Annotated in this window: 18 protein-coding genes; 13 read left to right on the top strand and 5 right to left on the bottom strand. The window is 48.6% G+C overall.

Annotated elements, in window-relative coordinates; translation table 11 throughout:
• Positions 1–5: 5 nt before the first annotated feature.
• The gene (locus TW77_RS01445) at positions 6–1,028 is read right to left on the bottom strand and encodes a LacI family DNA-binding transcriptional regulator (protein ID WP_046003179.1); all 1,023 of its coding nucleotides are present in this window, start codon (positions 1,026–1,028) and stop codon (positions 6–8) included.
• 388 nt (positions 1,029–1,416) lie between these two features.
• Between TW77_RS01445 and glk the strand changes: the two genes are divergently transcribed.
• From glk to TW77_RS01410, 7 genes are all read left to right on the top strand, one after another.
• Entirely contained in the window at positions 1,417–2,433 is a 1,017-nt protein-coding gene (gene glk / locus TW77_RS01440; protein ID WP_046003178.1) for a glucokinase, read from the top strand.
• Between the two features lie 14 nt (positions 2,434–2,447).
• Entirely contained in the window at positions 2,448–3,461 is a 1,014-nt protein-coding gene (locus tag TW77_RS01435) for a LacI family DNA-binding transcriptional regulator (protein ID WP_046003177.1), read from the top strand.
• A 261-nt stretch (positions 3,462–3,722) separates the two neighbouring features.
• Entirely contained in the window at positions 3,723–5,576 is a 1,854-nt protein-coding gene (gene edd, locus TW77_RS01430) for a phosphogluconate dehydratase (RefSeq protein ID WP_046003176.1), read from the top strand.
• Positions 5,577–5,599: 23 nt separating this feature from the next.
• Positions 5,600–6,220 carry a bifunctional 4-hydroxy-2-oxoglutarate aldolase/2-dehydro-3-deoxy-phosphogluconate aldolase gene (locus TW77_RS01425; protein WP_046003175.1) on the top strand — a complete coding sequence of 207 codons (621 nt, stop codon included), beginning with the start codon at positions 5,600–5,602 and terminating at the stop codon, positions 6,218–6,220.
• 17 nt (positions 6,221–6,237) lie between these two features.
• Entirely contained in the window at positions 6,238–7,242 is a 1,005-nt protein-coding gene (gene gap, locus TW77_RS01420) for a type I glyceraldehyde-3-phosphate dehydrogenase (protein ID WP_046003174.1), read from the top strand.
• A gap of 205 nt (positions 7,243–7,447) precedes the next feature.
• Positions 7,448–8,875 carry a YfcC family protein gene (locus TW77_RS01415; protein ID WP_046003173.1) on the top strand — a complete coding sequence of 476 codons (1,428 nt, stop codon included), beginning with the start codon at positions 7,448–7,450 and terminating at the stop codon, positions 8,873–8,875.
• A gap of 145 nt (positions 8,876–9,020) precedes the next feature.
• Positions 9,021–9,296, top strand: a complete 276-nt coding sequence (locus TW77_RS01410) for a hypothetical protein (protein WP_156158572.1) — start codon at positions 9,021–9,023, stop codon at positions 9,294–9,296.
• A gap of 323 nt (positions 9,297–9,619) precedes the next feature.
• On the opposite strand, the gene TW77_RS01405 is transcribed toward TW77_RS01410, so the two are convergent.
• A complete protein-coding gene (locus TW77_RS01405) occupies positions 9,620–11,836 on the bottom strand; it encodes a TonB-dependent receptor (RefSeq protein WP_046003171.1) in 2,217 nt (738 codons plus the stop codon).
• Positions 11,837–12,327: 491 nt separating this feature from the next.
• Between TW77_RS01405 and TW77_RS01400 the strand changes: the two genes are divergently transcribed.
• On the top strand, positions 12,328–13,227 hold the full coding sequence (locus tag TW77_RS01400; protein WP_046003170.1) for an EamA family transporter: 900 nt from the start codon (positions 12,328–12,330) through the stop codon (positions 13,225–13,227).
• Positions 13,228–13,426: 199 nt separating this feature from the next.
• Positions 13,427–14,071 carry an adenylate kinase gene (adk, locus tag TW77_RS01395; protein ID WP_010385354.1) on the top strand — a complete coding sequence of 215 codons (645 nt, stop codon included), beginning with the start codon at positions 13,427–13,429 and terminating at the stop codon, positions 14,069–14,071.
• 223 nt (positions 14,072–14,294) lie between these two features.
• Here the strand turns inward: adk and cmoB are convergent, their stop codons facing one another.
• Both cmoB and cmoA read right to left on the bottom strand, forming a co-directional pair.
• Positions 14,295–15,263 (bottom strand): tRNA 5-methoxyuridine(34)/uridine 5-oxyacetic acid(34) synthase CmoB, encoded by a 969-nt coding sequence (cmoB, locus tag TW77_RS01390; RefSeq protein WP_046003169.1) that lies wholly within the window; start codon positions 15,261–15,263, stop codon positions 14,295–14,297.
• A 10-nt stretch (positions 15,264–15,273) separates the two neighbouring features.
• A complete protein-coding gene (cmoA, locus tag TW77_RS01385; protein WP_046003168.1) occupies positions 15,274–15,999 on the bottom strand; it encodes a carboxy-S-adenosyl-L-methionine synthase CmoA in 726 nt (241 codons plus the stop codon).
• 125 nt (positions 16,000–16,124) lie between these two features.
• Here cmoA and TW77_RS01380 point away from each other — a divergent pair, with 125 nt between their 5' ends.
• Positions 16,125–16,811, top strand: coding sequence for a DUF3334 family protein (locus TW77_RS01380; RefSeq protein ID WP_046003167.1), 687 nt, complete (start codon positions 16,125–16,127; stop codon positions 16,809–16,811).
• A 66-nt stretch (positions 16,812–16,877) separates the two neighbouring features.
• On the opposite strand, the gene TW77_RS01375 is transcribed toward TW77_RS01380, so the two are convergent.
• A complete protein-coding gene (locus TW77_RS01375; protein WP_052712996.1) occupies positions 16,878–20,738 on the bottom strand; it encodes a PAS domain-containing hybrid sensor histidine kinase/response regulator in 3,861 nt (1,286 codons plus the stop codon).
• A gap of 108 nt (positions 20,739–20,846) precedes the next feature.
• Between TW77_RS01375 and TW77_RS01370 the strand changes: the two genes are divergently transcribed.
• The 3 genes from TW77_RS01370 (at position 20,847) to nagK (ending at position 24,276) form a co-directional block, all read left to right on the top strand.
• Positions 20,847–21,959, top strand: coding sequence for a response regulator (locus tag TW77_RS01370; protein ID WP_046003166.1), 1,113 nt, complete (start codon positions 20,847–20,849; stop codon positions 21,957–21,959).
• A 179-nt stretch (positions 21,960–22,138) separates the two neighbouring features.
• On the top strand, positions 22,139–22,981 hold the full coding sequence (locus tag TW77_RS01365; RefSeq protein ID WP_046003165.1) for an isopenicillin N synthase family dioxygenase: 843 nt from the start codon (positions 22,139–22,141) through the stop codon (positions 22,979–22,981).
• A 383-nt stretch (positions 22,982–23,364) separates the two neighbouring features.
• On the top strand, positions 23,365–24,276 hold the full coding sequence (nagK, locus tag TW77_RS01360; RefSeq protein WP_046003164.1) for an N-acetylglucosamine kinase: 912 nt from the start codon (positions 23,365–23,367) through the stop codon (positions 24,274–24,276).
• The last annotated feature ends 3 nt before the right edge of the window (positions 24,277–24,279 follow it).

Genomic DNA, 24,279 nt, shown 5'->3' with positions numbered 1-24,279 from the left:
GGCGCTCACGCGGATCTACGCACAATCAGTTTGGGTGGTAGCAGAGTATCTGTTACCGCTTCCCCTTTGATTAAATTAAGCAGGTTGTTAACCAGCATTTGTCCTGCCAGAGTGGTATTTTGCTGCACTGTAGTCAGTGCTGGTGAAATAAAGCTGGCTGCGGCGATATTGTCAAAGCCGACAACGGCGACATCGCCAGGCACATCCTTACCGGCCTCTTTCAGTGCTTTCAGGGCACCTATGGCTATCAGATCGCTGGCTGCGAACAGGGCATCAAACTGAATATTGTTTGCCAGCAAGGAGCGGGTAGCATGATAACCAGACTCTTCGGTTGAGATAGCGTTGGCGATTTGACGCTCGGATAAGCTATGGCCCTGGGCTGTCAGGGTATCCCGAAAGCCTTTGAAGCGAGCAAAAAACTCCGGACTGTGGTCAGATGCATCACCGATAAATACATATTGTGAGCGGTTTTGCTGTAACAGGTGTTCGGCTGCCAGTTTGCCGCCGCCATAATTATCACAGCTTACAGTTAAATCTTCACGGCCGTCGACCGTTGCACCCCAGCAAACAAACTTGGTGTCCTGAGCAAGCAGTTGCTGAAGCCGGGACTGATAGTCCATATAATCACCATAACCCAGTAAAATAATGCCATCGGCACGGTGACTGTCTTCATAATCTGCTCGCCAGTCCTGACTGGAGGATTGAAAGGAAACCAGCAGGTCGTAGCCCTGTTTTGCACAGGCACGGGTGATGCTCCCCAGCATGTTAAGAAAGAAAGGGTTGATCTGCGATTCGTCCCCGGTCGGATCTTCAAACAATAACAGCGCCAGCGTGCTGCTTTGCTGAGTCCGCAGGTTACTGGCATTTTTGTCGACCTTATAATTGAGCTGCTTTGCGACTTCCCAGACGCGGCGCCGGGTCTCTTCATTTACCAGCGGGCTGTTTCGCAACGCGCGCGACACGGTAGACTGAGAGACACCCGCAAAGTGGGCGATATCAAAAGAAGTGGCTTTGCCTTTTGGTTTCATAGTGTATTTGTTCTGAGTGATAACCTGATTATTGTCAGCGAATGAATAAAATTTGCAAGCGCAATCTCCATCTTGCTGCCCAGCGAGCCTAATTGACCGACCTGATCATTAAAAATAGTACCGCGCTGCAAAATAATTGCTGTGAAAATGCTCAGTTAGTGAATGACGCACCGATTGGGCAAAAATTTTTATTGCCTCCATCTGACACCGGTGTCATAATGTCACTGTTTTATCATTTTGTTGTCAAAACGTATTGGCTGTCCCTCCGGGGGCAGCATTTTTTCAGCTGAACGTGCAAAGTTATCTTGCTGAATCTTGGCATCATCACCCAAGCCAGTTACCTTGGAAGTTGTGCACTCAGTGCACCCGGATAAAAGAGAAAAACAACATGAGCCAGACAACACCTCATAGCTCGAATGACAAAGACCAGGCTTTTGAGCCCATTGTCGTTGCCGATATTGGCGGCACCAACGCCCGCTTTGCTGTCGTAACCCATTACGATTCGAGCACCAATCAGTTTATTATTAGTCATCAGTCTACGTATCCCAGCGCCGAATTCCCTTCTTTTGAAACTGCCATCAGTCGCTACCTTAATGAACTGCCAATCGCCAAACCAACACGCGCGTGTTTGGCTGTTGCGGGTCCTGTAAAAGCACAGCAGGTTTATCTGACCAATCTGGGTTGGCAGTTCAATAGTCAGGATATTAAACAGCAATTTGGTTTCAATGAATTGGCCGTCATCAATGATTTTGCTGCCTTTGCCTACGCCGCACCTTACCTGGATCCAAAACAAAACATAGAAATAAAATCAGGTCAGGCCCAGGCGGGAGCCAATATTGCGGTAATGGGGCCGGGGACCGGGTTTGGCGCAGCGTGTCTGGCCCGCGACATTAACGGCAGCGCGGTGATGAGCTGTGAAGCTGGCCATATCAGTCTGGCCGCTGTCACTGAGTTGGATCAGCAGCTGCTGGCCGCGCTCAAGCAGGAGATTGCCCATGTCTCTGTTGAAGAAGTGTTTTCAGGTCGTGGTCTGGCGCATTTATATCAGGCAATGGCAAAAGTAAAAGGTGTGCCTGCTGAGCGATTAAGTGCAGCGCAGATCAGTGAACGTGCCGCTGAGTGCGATATTTGCGATGCTACCTTAAATCATTTCTGCGACTGGATTGGCAGTGTGGCGGGCGATCTGTCTTTAACCTTCGGTGCGCTGGGTGGGGTGTTTATTGGCGGTGGTATTTTACCGCGCATGGCCGAGCGACTAAAATCAAGTCAGTTTACAGAGCGCTTTGTTACCAAAGGACCGATGAGCCAGTATGCAGGCCAGATCCCCGTTACCTTAGTGGTGCAGGAAAATATTCCTTTGATTGGTGCTGCGGCGTGTTTACATGAGCGCGCGAGTACCAGATAGTCAGGACAAGTGTAATGAAGAAAGTGACCATTAACAGTGTCGCACAGTATGCGGGGGTGTCGAAAAAGACCGTATCCCGCGTACTGAACAATGAGCCCAATGTCAGCCCGGCAACTCGAGAGAAGGTGCTCAAGGTGTTTAAAGAGCTCGACTACCGACCCAACCCCATCGCCCGGGGACTGGCGCGTAATAAGAGCTTTATAATTGGCTGTTTGTACGACAACCCGAGTAAAAGTTATATCACCCGGGTGCAAAGTGGTGCTCTGGAGGCGTGTCATAAGCACAATTACAACTTGCTTATTCATCCGTGCGAACTCAGAGGCGAAGCATTGATTGATAATATCGATCAATTGCTGACTACGTCTCGTCTCGATGGACTGGTGTTGACGCCGCCGTTTTCGGACTCTCGGGAATTAATCGAGTTTCTAAAACAAAAGAACATCAATTACGCACTGGTGGCATCCGCTATCCAGGACGATGAATCGATTTCTGTTTGTAGTAATGACGAGCAGGGCGCCTTCGAGCTAACCGAGCACCTGATAACGCTTGGACACACCGACATTGCGTTTATTAAAGGCCATCCGGATCACAGCGCCACAGAAAACCGTTTTAACGGATATAAACGGGCGCTTGAACAGCACCAAATTCCATTGCAAGAGCGACTTGTCGCCGAGGGTAACTTCAGTTATCACTCCGGGGCTGACAGCGCCAAAGCGATATTAGATTTGACCCCCAGGCCCTCTGCGGTATTCGCATCAAACGACTATATGGCGGCAGCGGTACTGAAGCTGGCGACACAACGCCAGTTACGGGTACCGGAAGATTTGTCCATTGCAGGGTTCGATAACGCGCCGATCGCCAGACATATCTGGCCGGGTCTGACGACTATTGCACAACCAGTGGAAGAGATGACTCGTCAGGCGGTAGAGCAACTGATATTGCAGATCTCAGAGCCGCAGGACACGGTTTATCAGTGTGTCCTGGAGGCGCGCCTGATCACCCGTGAATCAACGGCCGCAAACCACTAAATCCCATTTTTATACTTGCCCAAAGCCCGGCCATCATTGGTCGGGCTTTTTTTGTTCATTATTTGGTCATTGATGAAATTTAGACTAAATTTAATGTAAGGGTTGACACCGGTGTCAGAAACATGAGTAAATATAGTGACACCGGTGTCAGGTTGGGGTGAGAGACAACCTGACAGCGTACCTTTGAACGGGTAAATCAAAGCTGCTCAGTACAGGGAGAGCTGTACTGAGCCTTTTCCTCTAACAATAGAGAGTTGAATTATGTTGCATCCTCGAATTCATGAAGTCACTCAACGCGTTATCACCCGCAGTCAGCAATCTCGTCAGGCCTATCTTGAGCGCATAGAACAAGCAAAAAAACAAACTCGCGTCAGAGCCGGACTAGGCTGTGGTAACCTGGCACACGTGATGGCGGCCTGTTCGAGCAGTGACAAAGCCAGATTAAAAGCCGATGAGCAGCCAAACCTGGCGATCATCAATGCCTACAACGACATGTTGTCTGCCCATGTGCCTTATAAAGAATACCCAGATCAAATCAAAGCCATTGCTGAAAAGTTTGATGCCACAGCGCAGGTTGCCGGTGGTGTCCCCGCGATGTGTGACGGTGTAACACAAGGCCGTGATGGCATGGAGTTGTCGCTGTTCTCTCGTGACGTCATCGCAATGTCGACGGCGGTTGCCCTGTCACATGATGTGTTTGACGGCGTATTTTGTCTGGGCGTATGCGACAAAATCGTTCCGGGGTTACTGATTGGCGCGCTGTCATTTGGTCATCTTCCTATTTACTTCCTGCCTGCCGGTCCAATGCAGTCGGGTATTCCAAACAAAGAAAAGGCACGTGTCAGACAGAAGTTTGCCCAAGGGTTGGTCAGCCGTGAAGAGTTACTGGAAGCAGAAAGTGCGTCTTACCACAGTGCGGGGACTTGTACTTTCTATGGCACCGCCAACTCAAACCAGATGCTGATGGAAATCATGGGTCTGCATTTACCGGGCAGTTCATTTATCAACCCGTACACTGAATTGCGTGAAGGCCTTACAGCCAGTGCGGTTGAGACCATGTTGAAGCAACTGTTAGGCGATGGTCCGGTTAACAGTCTGGCGGATGTCGTCAGTGAAAAAACCGTCATTAACGGCCTGGTTGGTTTGCTGGCAACGGGTGGCTCTACTAACCATGCTATCCACCTGGTGGCGATGGCCAAGGCTGCAGGTGTTCAAATCACCTGGAAAGACATGGCCGACTTGTCTGAAGTGGTGCCATTACTGACACGTATTTATCCCAATGGTTCAGCGGATGTGAATCACTTCCAGGCTGCCGGTGGTATGGGCTTCTTGATGCGCGAATTGCGTGATGCCGGTTACCTGCACAATGATGTTAAAACCATCGTCGGTGAAGGTTTAGATGCCTACACCCAGGAGCCAGTACTGGATGTTGACCCGACGCTCATCATGACTGACAGCACGGGTCCTGCGAAAGTGAAGTGGGTAGATTGCCCGGCAGACTCTTTGGATGACGAGGTACTCAGACCAGTATCGAATCCATTTAACAAACAGGGCGGTTTGCAGCTGCTAAGCGGTAACTTAGGCAAGTCAGTGATCAAGGTGTCGGCGGTTGCAGAGCAACATCAGGTGGTCTCGGCGCCTGCTAAAGTGTTCAGTTCACAAGCTGCACTGCAAGAAGCGTATACCCGTGGCGAGCTAAATCAGGACTTCATTGCCGTACTGAAAGAGCAAGGTCCGAAGGCAAAAGGGATGCCTGAGCTACATAAGTTAACGCCAGTGATGGCAAGCTTGCAGGACGAAGGCTTCAAAGTCGCCATCGTTACCGACGGCCGGATGTCAGGTGCATCGGGTAAAGTGCCTGCGGCGATTCACCTGGCACCAGAAGCCGTTGAAGGCGGGCCGATTGCAAAAGTGCGTGAGGGCGATTTGATCACGCTGGATGCACCTAAAGGTGAACTAGTTCTGCATGTAAGCGATGAAGAGCTGGCACAGCGCGAAATTGAACTAACGGAAGTAGGGCCAACTTTTGGTACGGGTCGTGAACTATTTAGCGGCTTCAGAAATATTGTCAGCAGCGCCGATTTAGGTGCAAGTGCATTCGGCATAGAAGAATAACAGCAACTGGGAATGAGGACATTATGAGCATTAAAGAGATTTTATCAGCGGCGCCGGTCGTGCCCGTTATCGTCATTGATGACCTGGAAGATGCCGTGCCACTGGCACAGGCGCTATATCGTGGTGGCCTGCGTGCACTGGAAGTGACGTTGCGCACACCGGTTGCTGCACAAGCGGTTAAAGCCATGAAAGAAGCCGTACCTGAAGCCTATGTGGGTACTGGAACGGTTGTCGACAAAGCCTCGTTCGATGCTTCCGTCGAGGCCGGTGCTGATTTTATGGTGAGCCCGGGCGTCAGCTCTGAGCTACTGGCGCTGGCAAAAGACTCGGACATTCCGTTTCTGCCGGGCGCCGCAACGCCAAGCGAAGCGATGGAACTGGCTGCACAGGGCTTTAAATTTCTTAAGTTTTTCCCAGCAGAGGCTGCCGGTGGTACTGCCATGCTCAAATCAATCGGCGGTCCGCTACCTCAGGTGACATTTTGTCCAACCGGTGGAATAAGCCTCGAGACAGCGCCTAATTATCTGGCACTTAAAAATGTGATCTGTGTTGGCGGAACCTGGATGCTGGATAAAACACTGATCGCAAACAAAGACTGGCAAGCCATTGAAGCGCTTGCTCGACAAGCAAGTGAAGTAAACTAATTTAGGGGAATAGGGTTATGATTAATATTGCAATTAATGGCTATGGCCGTATCGGTCGAAATGTACTCAGAGCACTGTATGAATCAGGTCAGAATGATCAGGTAAAGATTGTTGCCATTAACGACTTGGCACCAGCGCAAACCAACGCACACCTGACGCAGTTTGACTCTGTACATGGGCGTTTTAACTTCCCGGTTGAACTAAAAGACAATACGCTCGTCATCGGTGAAGACGAAATCACACTGACTCAGGAGCGCGACCCTGCCCAATTACCCTGGCGTGACCTGAACGTAGACATCGTACTTGAATGTACTGGCCTGTTTACTTCACGCGAAACGGCGGGCAAGCACATCGCTGCGGGTGCGAAAAAAGTCATCGTATCTGCCCCTGGCACAGATATGGATGCCACTGTTGTGCATGGCGTAAACAGTGAAGTGCTCAATGCGGATTGCAATATCATTTCAAACGCGTCTTGTACAACCAACTGTTTGGCACCAGTGGCCAAAGCGCTTAACGATACTATCGGCATTGAACAGGGTAGTATGACCACCATTCATGCCTACACCAATGACCAAAACCTGTGTGACGTGTACCACAAAGACCTGTACCGTGCGCGCAGTGCAACACAGTCGATGATCCCGACCAAAACCGGTGCTGCTAAAGCGGTAGGCCTGGTGTTGCCTGAACTTGCGGGTAAACTGGATGGTATGGCTGTACGTGTACCAACCGTGAATGTATCTTTGGTTGACCTGACCTTTATTGCCAAGCGTGAAACTTCTGCTGAGGAAGTCAACGAGATCCTAAAAGGCGCAGCTGAAGGCGCAATGGCGGGCATTCTTGAATATAACACCTTGCCGCTGGTTTCTGTCGATTTCAATCATCATCCGGCATCGTCAATCTTTGATGCGACTCAGACTAAAGTGGATGGCAAACTAGTTAAAGTAATGGCCTGGTACGACAACGAATGGGGTTTCTCAAATCGTATGCTTGATCAGGTAAAAGTACTGGGTGGCTTTTTATAAGCTAAGCTCGTAAGTAAGTGTTTCTTGCGCCATATCAGCCCTGCATAATGCAGGGCTTTTTTGTGGCCGGTTAAGCACCCTAGCTCACACTGGTTTGTTTACCTTTTTTAACGCCAAAGTTGGGCTATTAGCCGCGTGGTGTTTGCACCATAGGGTCAATTTTTATTACACTGCGCACAATTTTAGTTAACGACAAAGAAATAACATGAAAGAAGGGTTTAAAGTTCCCCATACGCTCATCCTGCTACTGTCTATGATGTTGGTGGCTTATCTTGCGACCTGGTTGGTCCCGCAAGGTTTCTTCGATACTGTCACACTCGATAATGGTCGTCAGGCCGTTGTGCCAGGCACCTATGCGCTTGCCGAGGCGCAAACTCGCTTAACGCCCATGGACTTCCTGGTTGCCATTCCGCGCGCGTTTGCCGCTGCACAGGATGTCATTTTCTTTGTTTTCATTGTCGGTGGTGTACTGGCCATCGCGCGTGCTACCGGCACTATTGATGCCTTGATTGGTCGTTTGCTTGAGCGCTTTGGTCACAAGCCAAACATTCTGATCTTTATGGTGGTGTTTTGTTTTGCGCTGGCTTCAGGTGCGATTGGTACAGCGGGCGAGTATATTCCTTTTGTACTAATCCTGGTGGGCCTGTGTAAGGCAATGCGTCTGGATGCCATGACCGCCGTGGGCATGGTGGTCGCGGGCTACGGTATTGGTTACGGCGTATCTGCCTTTAACCCGTTTACAGTGATGGTGGCGCAAAAGGTGGCAGACATTCCGGTTTATTCGGGTATTGAGCTGCGCCTGGCGATTTTCCTGCCGTTCGTATTAATTGGTTTCCACCATGTATGGAGCTACGCTAAAAAGGTCCAGGCCAACCCGGAATTATCTCTGACCAAAGGCCTGCCTTGTCCTTTAGCCGGTACCGCTGAGGCAAATTATCCGACACTCAATAAACGTCATCAAATGATCTTATTTGGCCTGATTGCGGCCATTGTCACGGCGGTTTGGGGTATCTCTCAAAAAGGCTGGTATCTGTATGAACTGGGTGCTGTGTTTATTTCGTGGGGCATATTTACCACAGTAGTGGGCCAGATCGGCGCAGATCGCGCAGCAAACGAATTTATCGAGGGCGTTAAAGACCTTGCAAGTACTGCGATTCTAGTCGGTGTCGCACGGGGGATTGCACTTATCATGGAAGATGGTCAAATACTGCATACGCTGGTTTACGCCATGTCATCGCCTTTGTCGCATTTAGGCGCTGAACTGGCAGCCGTGGGCATGTTCATTATGCAAACCTTGCTAAATCTGTTTATCCCTTCGGGCAGTGGTCAGGCCTATGTGACTATGCCTCTGATGGCGCCCGTAGGTGACATTATTGGTGTGTATCGTCAGGTCGCAGTCCTTGCCTATCAGTTTGGTGATGGCTTCTCGAATATGATTATTCCAACCAATGCGGTTCTGATGGGGATCATAGGTATGGCAGGTGTGCCTTACCACTTGTGGTTCCGATTCTGTCTGCCCCTGTTTGGCAAACTGATGCTCGCCGCCTCTGTCGTACTCGTACTGGCGGTCACGTTTGGATACGGTGAAGATGTGCAGCCAAAAGTAGAAACCACTGCGCAAATCCAGTCTTAATCATAACAACACATCCCGCAGAGCCTCCGCTCTGCGGCTATCCTCTGCGCTTGAGAATCGAGCAATCCCACAATTACTCGCGTCTTGCGACATTCTTCACTTGCTGATGTAGCCGTTTAACAACCTGGCTTGACTGCGTCTGGGTTTGCCTGAGCAATCACCGGGGAGTCAGGATGGCTACACGGACCACTTGATGCTCAGCTACAAGTTCTGGGATGAAAAAGCCAATGCCGGAAGCGGTCAGTGGAAACTGCATATTACAGACATGAGTAATGAAACACGCGTACTCGGCATTTATGAGTTAAATACGGGTAGCCGATACCATCAGTTAGACAATAACCAAGAAGCGGGTGTGCTACAAAGCTGGTCTATCCGTATTCTTGGTCATAAGAGCAAAGTCACAAAGAAAAAAGTGCTGTAGGTTTGGTGCGGGATATGAGGCTATTTAGTTAGCTTATACCAATTTCACTTAATACCTGTTCAATTTGACGGAGCAAATATGACGCTAACGGCGTTAAAAATTTTTAATTTAGAACCTTTACCTAAGGTATGAGTTCGCAAATTTTTGCCTCGCCTATATGGATGTAGGTGCCTCAGCGATAGCAGGACGCGGGAGCGGTGTTATCGACCGTATTTTCTCGCCTCAAAATTGCACACTTAATTAAGCAAATTGCTATTAAAAAAGCAGCGCTCAATGAATTGAAGCGCTGCTTTTTTTATGCCTTTTATAACGACTTATCGGGCTTAGAATGTTGCGCGGTAGCGAACGCCGAATTCGCTGGCATCATTGCTCTTAATAACCAGGATGTAGTCGCCGGTGTTGAGACGTGCATCGTCGTAACGCTCATCAAAGATGTTGCGGCCATACAGCGAGATATCCCAGTTCGCGTTGGCTGGCGCGTATGAAATATCAAAGTTTACTGTGGTACGGTCATCAATTTGAGTCATACGGCGCGGATCTGAGCTAGGCTCACCATACATGCTGTCGCGGAATGAAACATCAAAACGGGTGTTTACCGTTGCGTTGTTGTCCAGTTCAAATTCATAAGACGGGCTGATTGATGCAGTCCACTCTGGCGTCAGAGGTGCAACCGGCTTGATGCCATTTTGCTCTTCTACATCTACATCCATAAAGCCGAAGCTTGAGTGCAGGGTAAATTGGTCTGTGACGTAGTAGGTGCTTTCAAATTCGATACCACGTGACGTTTGTTCAACGATCAGGTTGTTGGTGTCGAAGCCTGAGTCTGTTACTACGTTAACCTGATACGGCAAGTCTTCATATTCAGTATTGAAAAATGCCACGCTCATGCTGAAGTCGTTAGTCAACTGGCCTTTGAAACCCGTTTCATAGTTGATTGCACTGATGTTTTCGCTTGCCATGAAGGCGTTATTTGCGCGTACAGCTGCTGCGGCATTAGGGTTATCAAAACCACCTTCACCAAAGAACTGACCGATCAGGAAGTATGGACGAGCAGGGTATTGACCAGACTGGTAACCAGTCTGAATGGTACCGTACCAGTTAAGGCCATTCTCAAAGGTATAATTGGCTGCAACTTCCCATGAAATCTCATCCCAGTCTTTGCTTGAATAAATGGTGCCAACAGGGTCGAATACATTCGTCGATGCGGTTTTTTCATCTTCTGTGTAACGCACACCACCACTGAGGCGCAAGTCATCTGTCAGGTCATAGCCCAGGTTGAAGAATACTGCGCGGCTGGTCGTTTCCTGATCCAGCTCCAACTTAGTCGGACCACCATCAAAGCTTGCTTCGTCCGGGCTTTGACGGTTGCTACCTTCTTCATTAAACCAGTAAATGCCGGTTACAAAGTCAGCACGGCCCAGGTAGCCTGTCAGTTGCAGTTCAACAGAGGTTTGATCGGCCTCACCACGCTCAGGGTAGTGGTCAAGGGCGACTGCGGTGCCGTCATCATCCAGACCCGCTTTATATTCTGATGAGCGCTTACTGAAGATAAACTTAGTACCATAATCGGCGTTGATGTCGTATTCAGCAGTCAGTGAGAGTCCGTTTGCTTTGTTTGAAACGGTTGCGGTGTTGATGCTGCTGGTCGCGTTGTCGTATGGATCGGCGGCAACCATTGAATTGCGCAAGCCGGCTTTATACAGACGGCCTTCCGGCATTTCGTCGATTAACACAGTAAACGGACGAGTACCACCTTCACCATCGTTGGCGTCAGCCGTCAGTACCAGGCGCAGGTCATCAGTAGGGGTGTATTTAACAGATACACGGCCGTGGAATTCCTGGTTCTCACCCACATCGTACTCAGCATTTGGCAGGTTGGTGAATTCACCTAAACCACCGCGGCGGTTAAAGCCCATGTTGAAGTTAAACGCCAGTTCATCGGTTACGGCCTGGTTGGTAAACATGCTGGCTTTAACACGTCCACGTGTGCCTGTCTCGGCGCTCACCTTAGTCACAGCTTCCTGATCTGGTTGCTTAGTGATGATGTTAATTGCGCCACCAATTGAGTTACGGCCATAAAGCGTACCCTGAGGACCACGTAGTACTTCAATACGTTCGATGTTAGCCAGGTTCCAGTTTTGGCCAACCTGGCGGCCCAGGTAAACGCCATCAACATAAACGCTTACGCCAGGATCTGTGGTGATCAGGTGGTCCTGTAAACCAATACCGCGAATAAACGGGTTGGCAGAGGAGTTGTGACCAGCTGAGAAGCCAGTAATATTCAGGTTTGGAACAAATTTGCCCACATCAGTGATGTCTGAGATACCTTGTGCATCCAGATCATCTCCTGAGAATGCACTCATAGCGATCGGTACTTCATAGATAACCTGTGAACGCTTGGTCGCGGTTACCGTGATAGCTTCGATTTTTGATTTCTCAGCTTGTGCTTCTTCAGCCAAAACTGGGGCTGAAGATAAGCCGGCCATTGCCAGTGCCATGGCGGTTGCGATCGGAGTAAGATTGCGTGCTGTGGTGCTCATGTATGTTCCTCAAGTTAGAAACGGTTAATTTTAAATCTCGTGTGTGGTGGTTTCTGCGAGGGTAGTCGCCAACCTGGTTGAATGGCTATCGCTGAGCTGACTTTTGACATTTATAAAATTGACGCGCACAAAAAAGCAATCACCATATGGGGACTGCACGACTTTTATTAACAAGAATTTTAAGAATGAAAGGTCAGCAAAAGCTGCTATTCGGTTGGGCGTGCATTCTACAATGGAATGAAATAATTTTGCAATGAAAAATGGTTTAATTTTTTTATTTTGGCGAATTATTGCATTGCTTTGTCTGCTAATTAGGTAAATTTACATGAATGTACCTTTTTAGTAAAAAGTGGCAGTAATTAAAATGATTATTTCAAAAATAGAAGCAAACGGCGTAACCCGTTTTGCTCTTGTCGTGAAATTTATGCTAGCGTGATGCTGTGCATTGGACCCGAACTAGGGTTAAAAAGTCGTAAGGTTAGGAAGGGAATATGGATTTAAAAAGCACTTTGTGTGCACTGCTGGTCGTGGCGGTGTGGGGGATAAACTTTTCAGTGATCAAACTGGGCCTTGCCGAGTTACCGCCTATTTTATTCTCTGGCTTACGCTTTTTAATTGTGGCACTGCCCGCCATATTTTTTATTCCCTTTCCCAAGACGCCGGTGTGGCATGTGCTGGGTGTGGGCTTGTTTCTGGGTGTGATTAAGTTTGGCCTGCTGTTTGTGGCAATGGAAAAAGATGCCTCAGCGGGCATTGCATCGTTATTACTGCAGGCCCAGGTGGTGTTTACGATTGTGCTCAGTGCGCTGGTGTTGAAAGAACAGGCAAGTCGTTTTCAGGTCGCCGGTGCGGCCATTGCGTGCAGTGGGTTTGGTATGTTCTTTTTGAGTGAGACAGGCAGTGTCACTTTGTATGGCATGGCGTTGATCCTGTGTGCTGCTTTGAGTTGGGCGGTGTCCAATCTCATTATGAAACAGCTGAAGCAAGTAAACTTACTGCATTTTATGGTCTGGGTCAGCGCTGTCGCACCACTGCCTTTGTTCGTTTTGTCTTATAATCTTGAAAGTAATGCACCCATTGCCCTGATCCAAAATACCAGTGCGCAAACCTGGCTAGCGTTACTCTATGTCGGGCCCGTTTCTACCTTGCTGGCGTTTGCTTTGTGGGGCTGGTTACTTGGCAAACATCGCGCAGCGGCAGTGACGCCGTTCGCTTTGTTAATCCCTTTGGTGGGTATGATAGGGGCCAGCGTGATCCTGGATGAACAGATAAGCCTGTTTGAGGTGGTTGGCGGTGCCGTGATCCTCTGTGGCCTGACATTTTCGGTTCTGGGCGAGCGGTTGCGTTTGTTTTTCTCTGCCAGAACTGGGTTAAAGCGAAAAGTCAGCTGACAATGAGACCGGGCAAAGGTGAGGTTAAATTGAGCAATTTGCCGCGCCTATTCGAATATTATGACAAGGTGAGCGAATTTTGTTCGCCTTGTTGCAATCAGCGCTAGACAATTGGTCTAAGTCCCTTGAGTATCCCTGCCCAATGTGAAAAAATTCGACACAATTAAAATCCAGTTAACTCACATACGAGGAACACACTATGCGCATTATTTTGCTAGGCGCGCCGGGTGCAGGTAAAGGCACTCAAGCTCAATTTCTAATGGAAAAGTACGGTATTCCACAAATTTCAACGGGCGACATGCTACGTGCTGCTATCAGCGAAGGCACGCCACTGGGTCTGGAAGCCAAAAAAGTGATGGATGCAGGACAGCTTGTATCTGATGACATCATCATTGGTCTGGTAAAAGAGCGCGTTGCAAAAGAAGACTGTGCGAATGGTTTCCTGTTAGACGGTTTCCCGCGTACTATCCCTCAGGCAGATGCAATGAAAGAAAACGGCATTGCGGTTGATCACGTTATCGAGTTCGACGTTGCTGACGAAATCATCGTTGAGCGTATGAGCGGCCGTCGCGTACACCCGGCTTCTGGCCGTGTTTATCACGTTGTGTACAACCCGCCTAAAGTAGAAGGCAAAGACGACCAGACTGGTGAAGACCTGATCATTCGTGCCGATGATACAGAAGAAACAGTACGTAAGCGTCTTGGCATTTACCACGACCAGACTAAACCTCTGGTAAGCTACTACCAGTCAGAAGCGGATGCAGGCAATACTCAGTACCACAAACTGGATGGTACTCAGGCTGTTGAAGCGGTAAGCCAGCAACTCGCTGAGCTGTTGGGCTAATTTACAGCCCACATAATCAGAAAAAGCCAGCTTAGATGCTGGCTTTTTTGTGTTTGAGCATACCAATTTGCTTAATTGAGAGCTCTATTTTGAGGCGAGAAAATAGGGTCGATAACGAGGCAAAAATTTTGCTATTTAGTTTCTCTAAATGAAAAATTTTTAACACAGTTAGCGTTCTATTTGCTCCTTCAAATTGAGCATGTATTAAGTGAAATTGGTATTATTAGGCTTTTGCGACAATAATTGCTCTAAGCGGAGCAGGGTAACCCTCAATCGTCTTACTGGGATCGTTCGGATCCAAAAAGTCGGCCAGAGATTCGGTCTGCATCCACTCGGTACGTCTTTGTTCATCCAAAGAAGTGATGTCTTTATCCACCACTTTGATGTCTTTAAAGCCCACGCGTTGTAGCCACAACGCAAGCGCGTCACAGCTGGGAATAAACCAGACGTTACGCATTTTGGCATAGCGATCTGTCGGTACAAGCACCGTGTTTACATCGCCTTCAATGACCAGGGTTTCGAGCACTAACTCACCGCCTGGGCGCAACTGAGCTTTTAGCTGAGCCAGGAAGTCGATGGGGGAGCGACGATGATAAAGCACCCCCATAGAGAAAACGGTATCAAAGGCTTTCAAATCCGGGAGTTGCTCCACACCCAGAGGTAACAGATGGACATTCGGATCCGGATTAAAGTGCTTGATGGCCTGAAATTGACTCAGGAATAAGTCTGAGGGATCGATCCCCACGACAAACTCAGCCCCCGCACCGCGCATGCGCCACAAGTGATAGCCAGAGCCACAGCCGATGTCGAGCACGCTACGGCCATGTAAATCGCTGATATGCGGTAACAAACGATCCCATTTCCAGTCGCTGCGCCATTCGGTGTCAATGTCGATACCATGAATATGAAACGGGCCTTTGCGCCAGGGCATCATGCGTTTGAACAGATGTGTCAATTGCTTCTGATGTCCCTCAGAGAGTGGCTCCTGACGGGTAAAGGACACTTTGTGCTCAATGTCTATCTGATCGGCAGGCAAATCAGGGAGGTTTTTGAGTACCTTTTCCCATTGTGACCAGTCGCCGTGCTGGGCTTCTTTTTGCCAGTGAGACAGTTGTGACGGCAGTGTTTCCAGCCAATGGCTGAGAGGGCTTTTCGCAATAGCAGCATAAAAATCGGTAAACCAGGAATTCATAGTCTTTCTCTTATTTAATCGCTACCAGGGAGCAGAAGTTAAAGCACTGATACCACACCTGAGTATGGGCAAATCCTATCTGTTCCAGGCGGTTTTTGTGGGTGCTGAGGCTGTCGGTGCGCATTACGTTTTCAATGGCAGTGCGCTTTTGGCTGATCTCCAGCTCTGAATAGCCATTGTGGCGTTTGAAGTCGTGGTGCAGGTCAATCAACAAATTATCTTTGATGTCGTTTTCACCTTTGATCTTCTCCGAAAGCAGCAATACGCCGCCGGGTTTCAGCCCCTGATAAATTTTTTCAAGCACAGCGTCTCTTTGTGCCTGGGGGATAAACTGCAAAGTAAAGTTCATGGCAACAACGCTGGCGTTGCTTATCTCTAACTCGTTAATGTCGCCCAGTTGTACGTCTACCGGTACGTCTGATTTGAAGCCTTTCAGATGCATCTGGCAGCGTTCGACCATAGGCTGGGAGTTGTCTACGGCAATAATGCGGCAATTTTCTTTGTCGATATTGCGGCGCATACTGAGGGTGACAGCCCCCAGTGAACAGCCCAGATCATAGAGGTTTGAATTACTCTGCGCGTATTGTCCGGCCAGTTTACCCATGGTACTGACGATGGTGGCATAACCCGGCACGGAGCGCTGGATCATGTCCGGAAATACTTCTACAACGTTTGCGTCGAAGGTGAAGTCTCTGACTTCTTGCTCTGTGGCATATATACTGTCTTTGCCCGTCACACTGCTAGTCCAATTTGTCTTACAAAAAAATAATCATGCTATTTTAGCATTTTATACTAGATAGTCAGTGATAAATTGAGTAGCTTGGCTAGTATTAACAATAAGAAGTAAGTTAGAGAACCAACATGGCGAAAAATAAAGTGATCAGCACAGAAGATATCCTATCCACATTATGTCACTCGGTGACTGAGGTTTTATCCTCGGCCAGTGGCAATCAGATTGCCTACTCGGCAATGGTACAGAAGATCACCCGTACCTGTATGCGTCCAGACATTGGTTGTTTTGTTCTGTTTGACGGTGGTTTTACCGGTCTGGTTGTCACCAACTTCACCGCACAGGCTGCAATGGAAGTTTATCAGGACTATATGCGTTCTATGGGCATGCCGGAAAACGAAATTGCACAAAGCCACTTGTCGGATGACGTATCCAATGTGATGGGTGAGCTGATGAACCAAATCGTTGGTGATTTCACCAGCAAAGTGCGTGAGCAGCTTCATACCTCTATCACGCAGAACCAGCCCAAAATGATGGCCATTAACAAACAGGTTCAGATCTCGGTGGATACCACAATGGACAGGCCACAGGCGCGCCGCGTGACCTTCACCACTCAGGGCCAGAATATTTTCTATCTGGAACTGGCCATGGACAAGACCGAGTTCATTAAGTTGCACGATTACGACATCACTGAAGCCGTTGATCCGGATGATATTATTGCCAGCCAGAGAACCAAAAAAGCGGAGGCGGCTAAAAAAGCGGAATCATCAGCAGAAGATGTCGCAGACGACGACTTTATGGCTGATCTCGGCCTGTAATTAGGTCTCATCTATATCTGTGTAGCCCCGATTGCAAAAGGGCTGCACAATTCCTATCACCTCTGCTTATGGTTCTGCATGCTCAGGTATGTAAGGCGCTAACAGCGTATGTGCTTTTTCAAATTCGAACTGGATAACCAGGTCGTTAAGCTCATTCAATATTGCTTCAGGCAAGGGAGCGTCCACCTTTAGAGAGGCGACCAGCTCAGTTGCACGGGCATCATAATCTTGTAATGCCCTGGCAAGGGTTATCAGGCTTTCCCCGTAGTGCTCCGACTGGGGCATGGCATCTGCCTTTTGTTGGGGCTGTGAAGCACGGGCATTCAGGTAGCGGCTAATTTGCTCATGACACGCTCTGATGTAGTCCAGTAATTCGTCTATCTTCACCAGGTCAATACGGTCTTCTTTTATTTGAGATTCCAGTGCAGTACATTGGTTGCTCAGATAGGTCATAGACAGGTTTGCACTGGCACCTTTCAGGGCATGTAACAGGTGTTCGGCCAGCTCAGTGTTTCCTATGGTAATGGCTTGTTTCAGGTTAATAAGCTCTTCTATTTGCTGTTTTACGAATTTTTCAAGCAGCGAAAAGTATACGTCGCGGTTGCCGGCTGCCCGATTAATACCAGCATCAATATCAATGCCCTCAAAAGCAAATTCCTCATGTTCAACGTCGGGCTCAGCTGAGCTTTGATGCTCGGGTATTGGCGGTGCCGTCTTTTCACTCTCGGCCTCATGTTGCTGAGTATGGAGCAAAATGGTCTCAATCATGTTTTCTACATCAATAGGCTTAGCAATATGGCCAACCATACCGGCATTCAGACAAGTTTGGATGTCGGTTTGCATAGCATTGGCGGTCATGGCCAGGATGGGCGGCTGTGCTATCTCGGTGAGTTTACGAATAGCCCGCGTTGCTTTTATTCCATCCATCACCGGCATTTGCATATCCATTAAGACAATATCAAAGGCGGTGGACTGCACGGCTTCAAGCGCTTCCTGGCCATTGTTTGCAACCGCCACCGCCGCCCCATGAAAAGACAGTATTTCAACAGCGATTTCCTGATTGACGGGTTGGTCTTCGGCCACCAGTATCGTCAATCCAGACAGCCTGCTATCGCGAGCCATTTCAGCACTGTTGAGTTGCTGTGGGTGCGGTGCCAGGCAGGCTTGCAGGCAATCGAATACGCTTGAGGGGTTGATGGGCTTTAATAACACACTTGAGATGATGTGTTTTTGCTCGTCTTTAAGTCCCAACTCGCGTCCATATGCCGTCACCAATGCATACTGGCTTGCAGGAGAGTGGGTATGCAGCTCCATGATGGTGTCTATGCCGTCTTTTTGTGGCATGTGCCAGTCAACAAAGGCAATATCAAAGTGGGGTTGCTGATTGCTGACGTATTCTATGCAGGCATCGCCGGAAGAAAACAGCTTAGAGGCAATACCAAACTTCTTCAGCATGGCGGCCATGACTTCACGGGCCAGTGCATTGTCATCCACAATCAGGGCGAGCTTGTCTTTAAAATGCTCTGCCGGCTGGCTGACAAGGCGGGTGGTTGTGGCAAAGGGCAAGGGCAGCGAGAAATAGAATGTAGACCCTTTACCCAACTCACTCTCAACAAAGATCTCACCGCCCATAAGCTTCACGAGATGCTGAGATATGGTTAACCCCAGCCCGGTGCCGCCGTATTTGCGAGTAATAGAGGTATCCGCCTGAGAGAAAGACTGAAACAGTTTTGTTTGTTGCTCGCTGCTTAATCCTATCCCGGAATCAATCACACTAAAGAGTAACCTTGCACTTTGCTCATCCTCACTTTGGTAGCAAATATTGATCGTCACATGGCCCTGCTCAGTGAATTTAACGGCATTGCCCGCGAGGTTGATCAACACCTGGCTGATACGCAGGGGGTCGCCAATATAGTCATTGGCCACATCCGGGTGAACGTCGAAGATAAGCTCCAGTTGCTTTTCTTCTGCCTTGAGCCCGACGATTGTGGCGACATTATCCAGGATCTTATCCAGGCGAAAATGGGTGGATTCTATTTCGACTTTACCGGCTTCAATTTTTGAAAAATCCAGAATGTCGTTAAGTAGTTTGAGCAGCTGCTTGGCGGCGTTGTCTATTTTTTCAACGTAATTGCGTTGTTTGGTAGTCAACTGCGTATTCAGTGCCAGATGAGCCATGCCAATGATGGCGTTCATCGGTGAGCGTATTTCGTGGCTCATATTGGCAAGAAACTCACTTTTTACTTTGGCATTTTTGTCGGCAAGCTCTTTGGCTGCAAGCATGTCTCGTTCCAGCTCATTGCGCTCTGTGATGTCTAAAAAGGTGCCGACAACACCGCCAACCTCCTTAAAACCGTCAAAAAATGGTGCCTCATGTACAATCAACTCACGGGACTCCTGCTGGCCGTTTTTCAGGGTCAGTTCAAACTGGTGTTGTGCTTGCTGTTCAATCGTAAAGTTAGATTTTTGCTCCAGATAGCTGGTGGTGTAGACATCGAACACATCCTGAATGCGCATGCCGGTAACTTCGGCTTCAAACAAGTCCAGAAAATCAAGAAAAGCTCGGTTTACACCTAAGAAGGTGCCCTGAGTATCCCGGTAATAAGTGGGGTTGGGAATGGCATTGAGTATATGTAGTGTCATCTCCAGGTGCTGTGAGAGCGCTGTTTCTGCGGCGAGCTGCTGCTGGGCGTTTTCACACAGTTGGATCTGGATAGCGAGATCTTCACATAGCTGCTGAATACTGGTTTGTTGTTCACCGTCGAAGCGATCGACACTGGCGATATACAGTGCGCCTTTGAGCTGGTTATTAACAATCAATGGATACAGCGCAGCGCTTTTTATGGCAATGGTGACTGCACCGGCTTTCAACTCAAAGGTTGCGTCTTTAGACGCCAAACACTGGCGCGTCAGGGTTCGTCGCAATTGTGTGTATTGAATACTCAGCTTATCCAGACAGGGCGGACAACCAATTGTTTGTATTGGCGTGAGTGCCTCATTATCGGTGCAGCAAATGGCCACACTGGGAGCGGCATAATAGGTGGCGAAAAACTCCAAAGCGAAGCGCCGCAGCTCGTCCGGATCGCGGCTATGTCGGATCCCCTGGTTAAACATTTCTCGCAACTTGGCGATTTCGACCCGGTTGTGGAGTTTGTCGTATATTTGACCAACGACATTAGCCAGTCCGCTGAGCTCGGCGCCCAGCTGGTCGGGCAGTTGCAACTGAGAGTTGCCCGTTTGGTTGGCTTCATGTAACGCGTTTTGCAGGCGCTTAAGCGGTTCAAAAAGCCGTAAATTGCACCACCACAGAGCTACTAAGGTGGCGATGCCAAGGAGCAGCAGGGCCCACATAATGTGCTTACTCAGGTCTGTAAAATGAGTGTCTTTAGTTGCCACAAGTTGGCGGATTTGCTCAGTGAACATGCTATCCAGTTGCGCCAGCTCACCGCTAATTTGTTGCAGCGCGCTGTGATAAGCTGCCAGGTTAAAGTGTGATGTCAGAGGAATGCCCGACTGAAACTGAGTCAGCTCGGTGTAGGTCTGGACAAAAAGCTGCTTCAGTTCACTGTGTATCACAGCCAGCTGAGTTGCTGAGGGCTCAATGGGCAGTGCGGCGATTAAAGGGCGCATTGCTGCAGGCTCTGAGGTGTGTGCTTTTACCGTTACCGTCAACGGTGACTGGCTGAACCTGGCTAACTTTTCGAGTTGCTGTGGCTGCGGGTCGTTAAGGTATAAAGCAAGTTGAATAGTGTGGTCTTGAGCATGTTCCCTAAGGCTGGCAGAGAGTGTGGTCAGGGTTTCAAGGTTGTCGAGCTGTTTATTAATGGGCTCGAGCTTGGTGAAACTGAGAAAGAGTAATAAGGCTGCAATAAATAAACCCGACAGTATTACTGAAAAGACTACATTTACTCTAAATTTTAGACCCATATACACGCCACACTGTTGAGTTTACTAACATAGTAACCATAGTCGCGTGCGGTCATTTCTCAAGCTATGCTTAGTGAAAGTAAATAAAGCGACGAAGAGGACAAAGGAATGGCAGATATTTTGGTGGTTGACGATGTGGCTGAAAACCTGCACATGCTGCAATTGATCCTGCGCCAGCAAGGTCACACGGTGCTTGCCGCCATTAATGCCGAGATTGCGCTGAGCATAATCCAGCGTAAACCGCCTGAGCTTGTGATCACCGACATTAAAATGCCCGGCACATCTGGTATTGAACTGTGTAAGCTACTAAAGGCAGAGAAGCATACCAGCCATATACCGGTAATTTTTGTCAGTGCCCACAGCGACACCGACTGGATAGTCGAAGCACTGCATGCCGGCGGCAATGACTACATTACCAAGCCCTTTATTCCAGCTGAGATCCTCGCCAGAGTGGATACTCAGATCAAACTACTGGATGCGCAAAAAAGTGCGGTAAAGCAGCAGCTCTCTCAGGTGATGAACGAAATGGTCATTGGTGTTGCACACGAAATAAACACGCCGCTGGGCACTGCCATCACGGCTGTCAGTCATTGTGGTGATACGGTGAATAAGCTGGTTGCAGCACTTGAAGCGGGCAGGGCAGACACCGCCATGTTTACCGACAAGTTGAGAGAATGCGATACCAGCTTGGCACTTAGCCAGAGAAATTTAAACAGAGTGGCCAAATTTGTCTCTATGGTGAAGCAAATTGCCCGGGTTGAATGTCCTGTGTCGCCTACCCGAGTGAGCCTGCTAGAGTTTGCTGAAAAAGTGCAATGTGCCTGGTCGGACAAACCCGTCGAGTTGCACCTCGTCGTGCCCAAAGATCTGGTGGCTGTGTTTGATGGTGGGCTGTTAGCATCTGTGCTGGACACGCTGATAGCAAATTCCCTAGCACATGGCCGCCAGCAAGGAACATTGCAGGTGACTATCACCCTGGATATAGAAGAAGGGAAACTCTCCGTGCGCTATCAGGATAACGGGCTCGGACTTGACGGGATCTCAGAAGAAGACATGCTGAAGCCCTTTGTTACAACGAAAAGGGGCAACACCGGTCATGTCGGGCTGAGTGCATCGGTGGCAGCCAATTTGATTGTTAATGCACTGGAGGGAAATTACTGTGTACAAAACAATGAGGATGGCCTCCTTTGGCAGATAACTTTACCGGTCGAGCCTGTTTGATCTGAGTCAAACCACAGGATAATTGATGAGGTGGGCGGACATAAGTCCTTATCTGTGGCGGTGGATTTCTCTAAGCTCGCGAGCAAGATTTTATCTTAATTCAAAAAGTTAATTTTCAATGTTCGAGTTGCAGTTAATTTCTTGAATTTAAGTCACGTAAATATATCGGTGGAACCATTATGCAACAGCTACCTACAGTTGACTATCAAGCGCCTGACGCGGCGAAACTATTTGTAGAATCTCTGCGCTCAACGGGCTTTGGTGTACTAAAAAACCACCCAATTCCTCAGGAACTGGTTGAGTCTATTTATAAAAACTGGCAAGAATTCTTTAACTCAGAAGAAAAGCACGCGTTTTTATTTAACAAAGAAACGCAAGACGGTTACTTTCCGCCCGATGTATCTGAAGTTGCGAAAGGCTTCACAATTAAAGACATTAAAGAGTACTTCCACGTTTATCCAAAAGGGCGTGTGCCTGCACAACTGGATGCTGAAATTCGTGAGTACTACCGTCTGGCCAATGAGTTTGCAGCGCAATTGTTAAGCTGGGTTCAGGCTGAAGCACCAGAAGATGTGCGTGCCAAGTTCTCAATTGATCTTAAAGACATGATCAAAGACTCTGAGCAGACACTACTGCGCGTTTTACACTACCCACCAATGACAGGTGACGAAGAGCCGGGTGCTATTCGTGCAGCAGCACATGGCGACATTAACCTATTGACTGTTTTGCCAGCTGCGAATGAGCCTGGTCTGCAAGTGCAAAGACAAGATGGTAGCTGGTTAGACGTGCCTTGTGATTTCGGTAACCTGATCATCAACATTGGTGACATGCTGCAAGAAGCGTCTGGCGGTTATTTCCCATCAACTATTCACCGCGTGATCAACCCAACCGGTAAGGCCAGTGACAAGTCTCGCATCTCGTTGCCATTGTTCCTGCACCCACGACCGGATGTGGTTTTGTCTGAGCGTTACACTGCAGACAGCTACCTGCAAGAACGTCTCAAAGAGCTGGGTGTAAAATAAATACAGCTTGTTTATTGCATTGGGGCATGACCAATTAGCCGGATAAATTGGCTGTGAAATGGTCTTAGCGACAATGAAGACGTCATAAAAAACGGTGCGAAAGCGCCGTTTTTTGTTGCTAAAAGAGGCTTATTTCGTGTTTATTTCTGGTTTTGGATAATTTTAGGGCTAGCGATAAAAAAAGGACAATATTCAGGTCCTTGCAAAAATTTTTCTGACAATTAAGCAAAAGTGTGCAATATTAAAATTTTTCACACTGAGAAAAAATAATAAAAAACTTAATGACAACGCTGTCATTTGTTGTGTAACATCAAATCAACATGACTGAACACCGGTTGCCTTTGAATGAGGAGGCACCAATCACAACTTTTAGGGGTCGCTACATGATGGCTAAACAGGTTGAACATGACCAGTTATATATAGGTATAGATGGTGGGGGGACGAAATGTCGTGCCACCATATACTCTGCAATACATGGCGTACTAGGCACTGGTCTTGGCGGTCCTGCGAACCCGCTGCACGGGTTTGAAAGAACCTTAGAGTCTATCATGGTCTCAACTCAGCTGGCGTTGCAGGACGCAGGGCTTAGGGTTGAGCAAGTTCACGAGCTCAATGCAGGCTTAGGCCTTGCCGGCGTTAACCTGCCAAGCTTATATGACAAAATCATGCGCTGGGATCACCCGTTTAAACAGATGTTTCTGACCACTGATTTGCACACGGCATGTATTGGTGCTCACGAAGGCGAAGATGGCGCAGTGATCATCACCGGAACTGGCTCCTGCGGGTTTGTGCTGGTGGAAGGTAAAAGTGCCAACTATGGTGGTCATGGCTTTGCACAGGGCGACATTGGCAGTGGCTCCTGGATGGGCCTGGAAGCGGTTAAAGCGGTATTGTTAGACTTAGATGAGCTTGGGCCAAATACGGCGTTGTCAGCGGTTTTGCTCAAGCACTTTAATACGAATACGGCCATGGGCATTGCCGAACAAATGGCGGGGCAGCCTTCAAGCAGCTACGCCAAACTGGCCCGTTATGTGCTGGATGCAGCAAAAGCCGGTGATGTAATTGCACTGGAGATTGTTAAAACCGGCGCTGACTACATCAGCCGACTCGCGCGCAAGTTACTGCAGCAGAATCCGCCCAGACTATCTATGATTGGCGGCTTGTCGGAGCCGCTAAGCGAGTGGTTAGACCCACAAGTGGCAAAACAAGTAGAACTGCCAAAACAACCACCCGAAATGGGCGCTATCTACTTCGCCATGCAGAGTATTCGACGTCAATCAGAACATTTGGTGTAATAC

Origin of the sequence: Pseudoalteromonas rubra (assembly GCF_000967655.1) — a bacterium.
Taxonomy (GTDB): domain Bacteria; phylum Pseudomonadota; class Gammaproteobacteria; order Enterobacterales; family Alteromonadaceae; genus Pseudoalteromonas; species Pseudoalteromonas rubra_A.
The sequence above is the reverse complement of the archived record's forward strand: the minus strand, read 5'-3'. Positions and strand labels throughout refer to the sequence as shown.

Bases quoted from the DNA above. Each gene is read 5' to 3' on its own strand.
- TW77_RS01445 (WP_046003179.1), bottom strand. From the start codon at position 1,028: ATGAAACCAAAAGGCAAAGCCACTTCTTTTGATATCGCCCACTTTGCG.
- glk (WP_046003178.1), top strand. From the start codon at position 1,417: ATGAGCCAGACAACACCTCATAGCTCGAATGACAAAGACCAGGCTTTT.
- TW77_RS01435 (WP_046003177.1), top strand. From the start codon at position 2,448: ATGAAGAAAGTGACCATTAACAGTGTCGCACAGTATGCGGGGGTGTCG.
- edd (WP_046003176.1), top strand. From the start codon at position 3,723: ATGTTGCATCCTCGAATTCATGAAGTCACTCAACGCGTTATCACCCGC.
- TW77_RS01425 (WP_046003175.1), top strand. From the start codon at position 5,600: ATGAGCATTAAAGAGATTTTATCAGCGGCGCCGGTCGTGCCCGTTATC.
- gap (WP_046003174.1), top strand. From the start codon at position 6,238: ATGATTAATATTGCAATTAATGGCTATGGCCGTATCGGTCGAAATGTA.
- TW77_RS01415 (WP_046003173.1), top strand. From the start codon at position 7,448: ATGAAAGAAGGGTTTAAAGTTCCCCATACGCTCATCCTGCTACTGTCT.
- TW77_RS01405 (WP_046003171.1), bottom strand. From the start codon at position 11,836: ATGAGCACCACAGCACGCAATCTTACTCCGATCGCAACCGCCATGGCA.
- TW77_RS01400 (WP_046003170.1), top strand. From the start codon at position 12,328: ATGGATTTAAAAAGCACTTTGTGTGCACTGCTGGTCGTGGCGGTGTGG.
- adk (WP_010385354.1), top strand. From the start codon at position 13,427: ATGCGCATTATTTTGCTAGGCGCGCCGGGTGCAGGTAAAGGCACTCAA.
- cmoB (WP_046003169.1), bottom strand. From the start codon at position 15,263: ATGAATTCCTGGTTTACCGATTTTTATGCTGCTATTGCGAAAAGCCCT.
- TW77_RS01380 (WP_046003167.1), top strand. From the start codon at position 16,125: ATGGCGAAAAATAAAGTGATCAGCACAGAAGATATCCTATCCACATTA.
- TW77_RS01375 (WP_052712996.1), bottom strand. From the start codon at position 20,738: ATGGGTCTAAAATTTAGAGTAAATGTAGTCTTTTCAGTAATACTGTCG.
- TW77_RS01370 (WP_046003166.1), top strand. From the start codon at position 20,847: ATGGCAGATATTTTGGTGGTTGACGATGTGGCTGAAAACCTGCACATG.
- TW77_RS01365 (WP_046003165.1), top strand. From the start codon at position 22,139: ATGCAACAGCTACCTACAGTTGACTATCAAGCGCCTGACGCGGCGAAA.
- nagK (WP_046003164.1), top strand. From the start codon at position 23,365: ATGATGGCTAAACAGGTTGAACATGACCAGTTATATATAGGTATAGAT.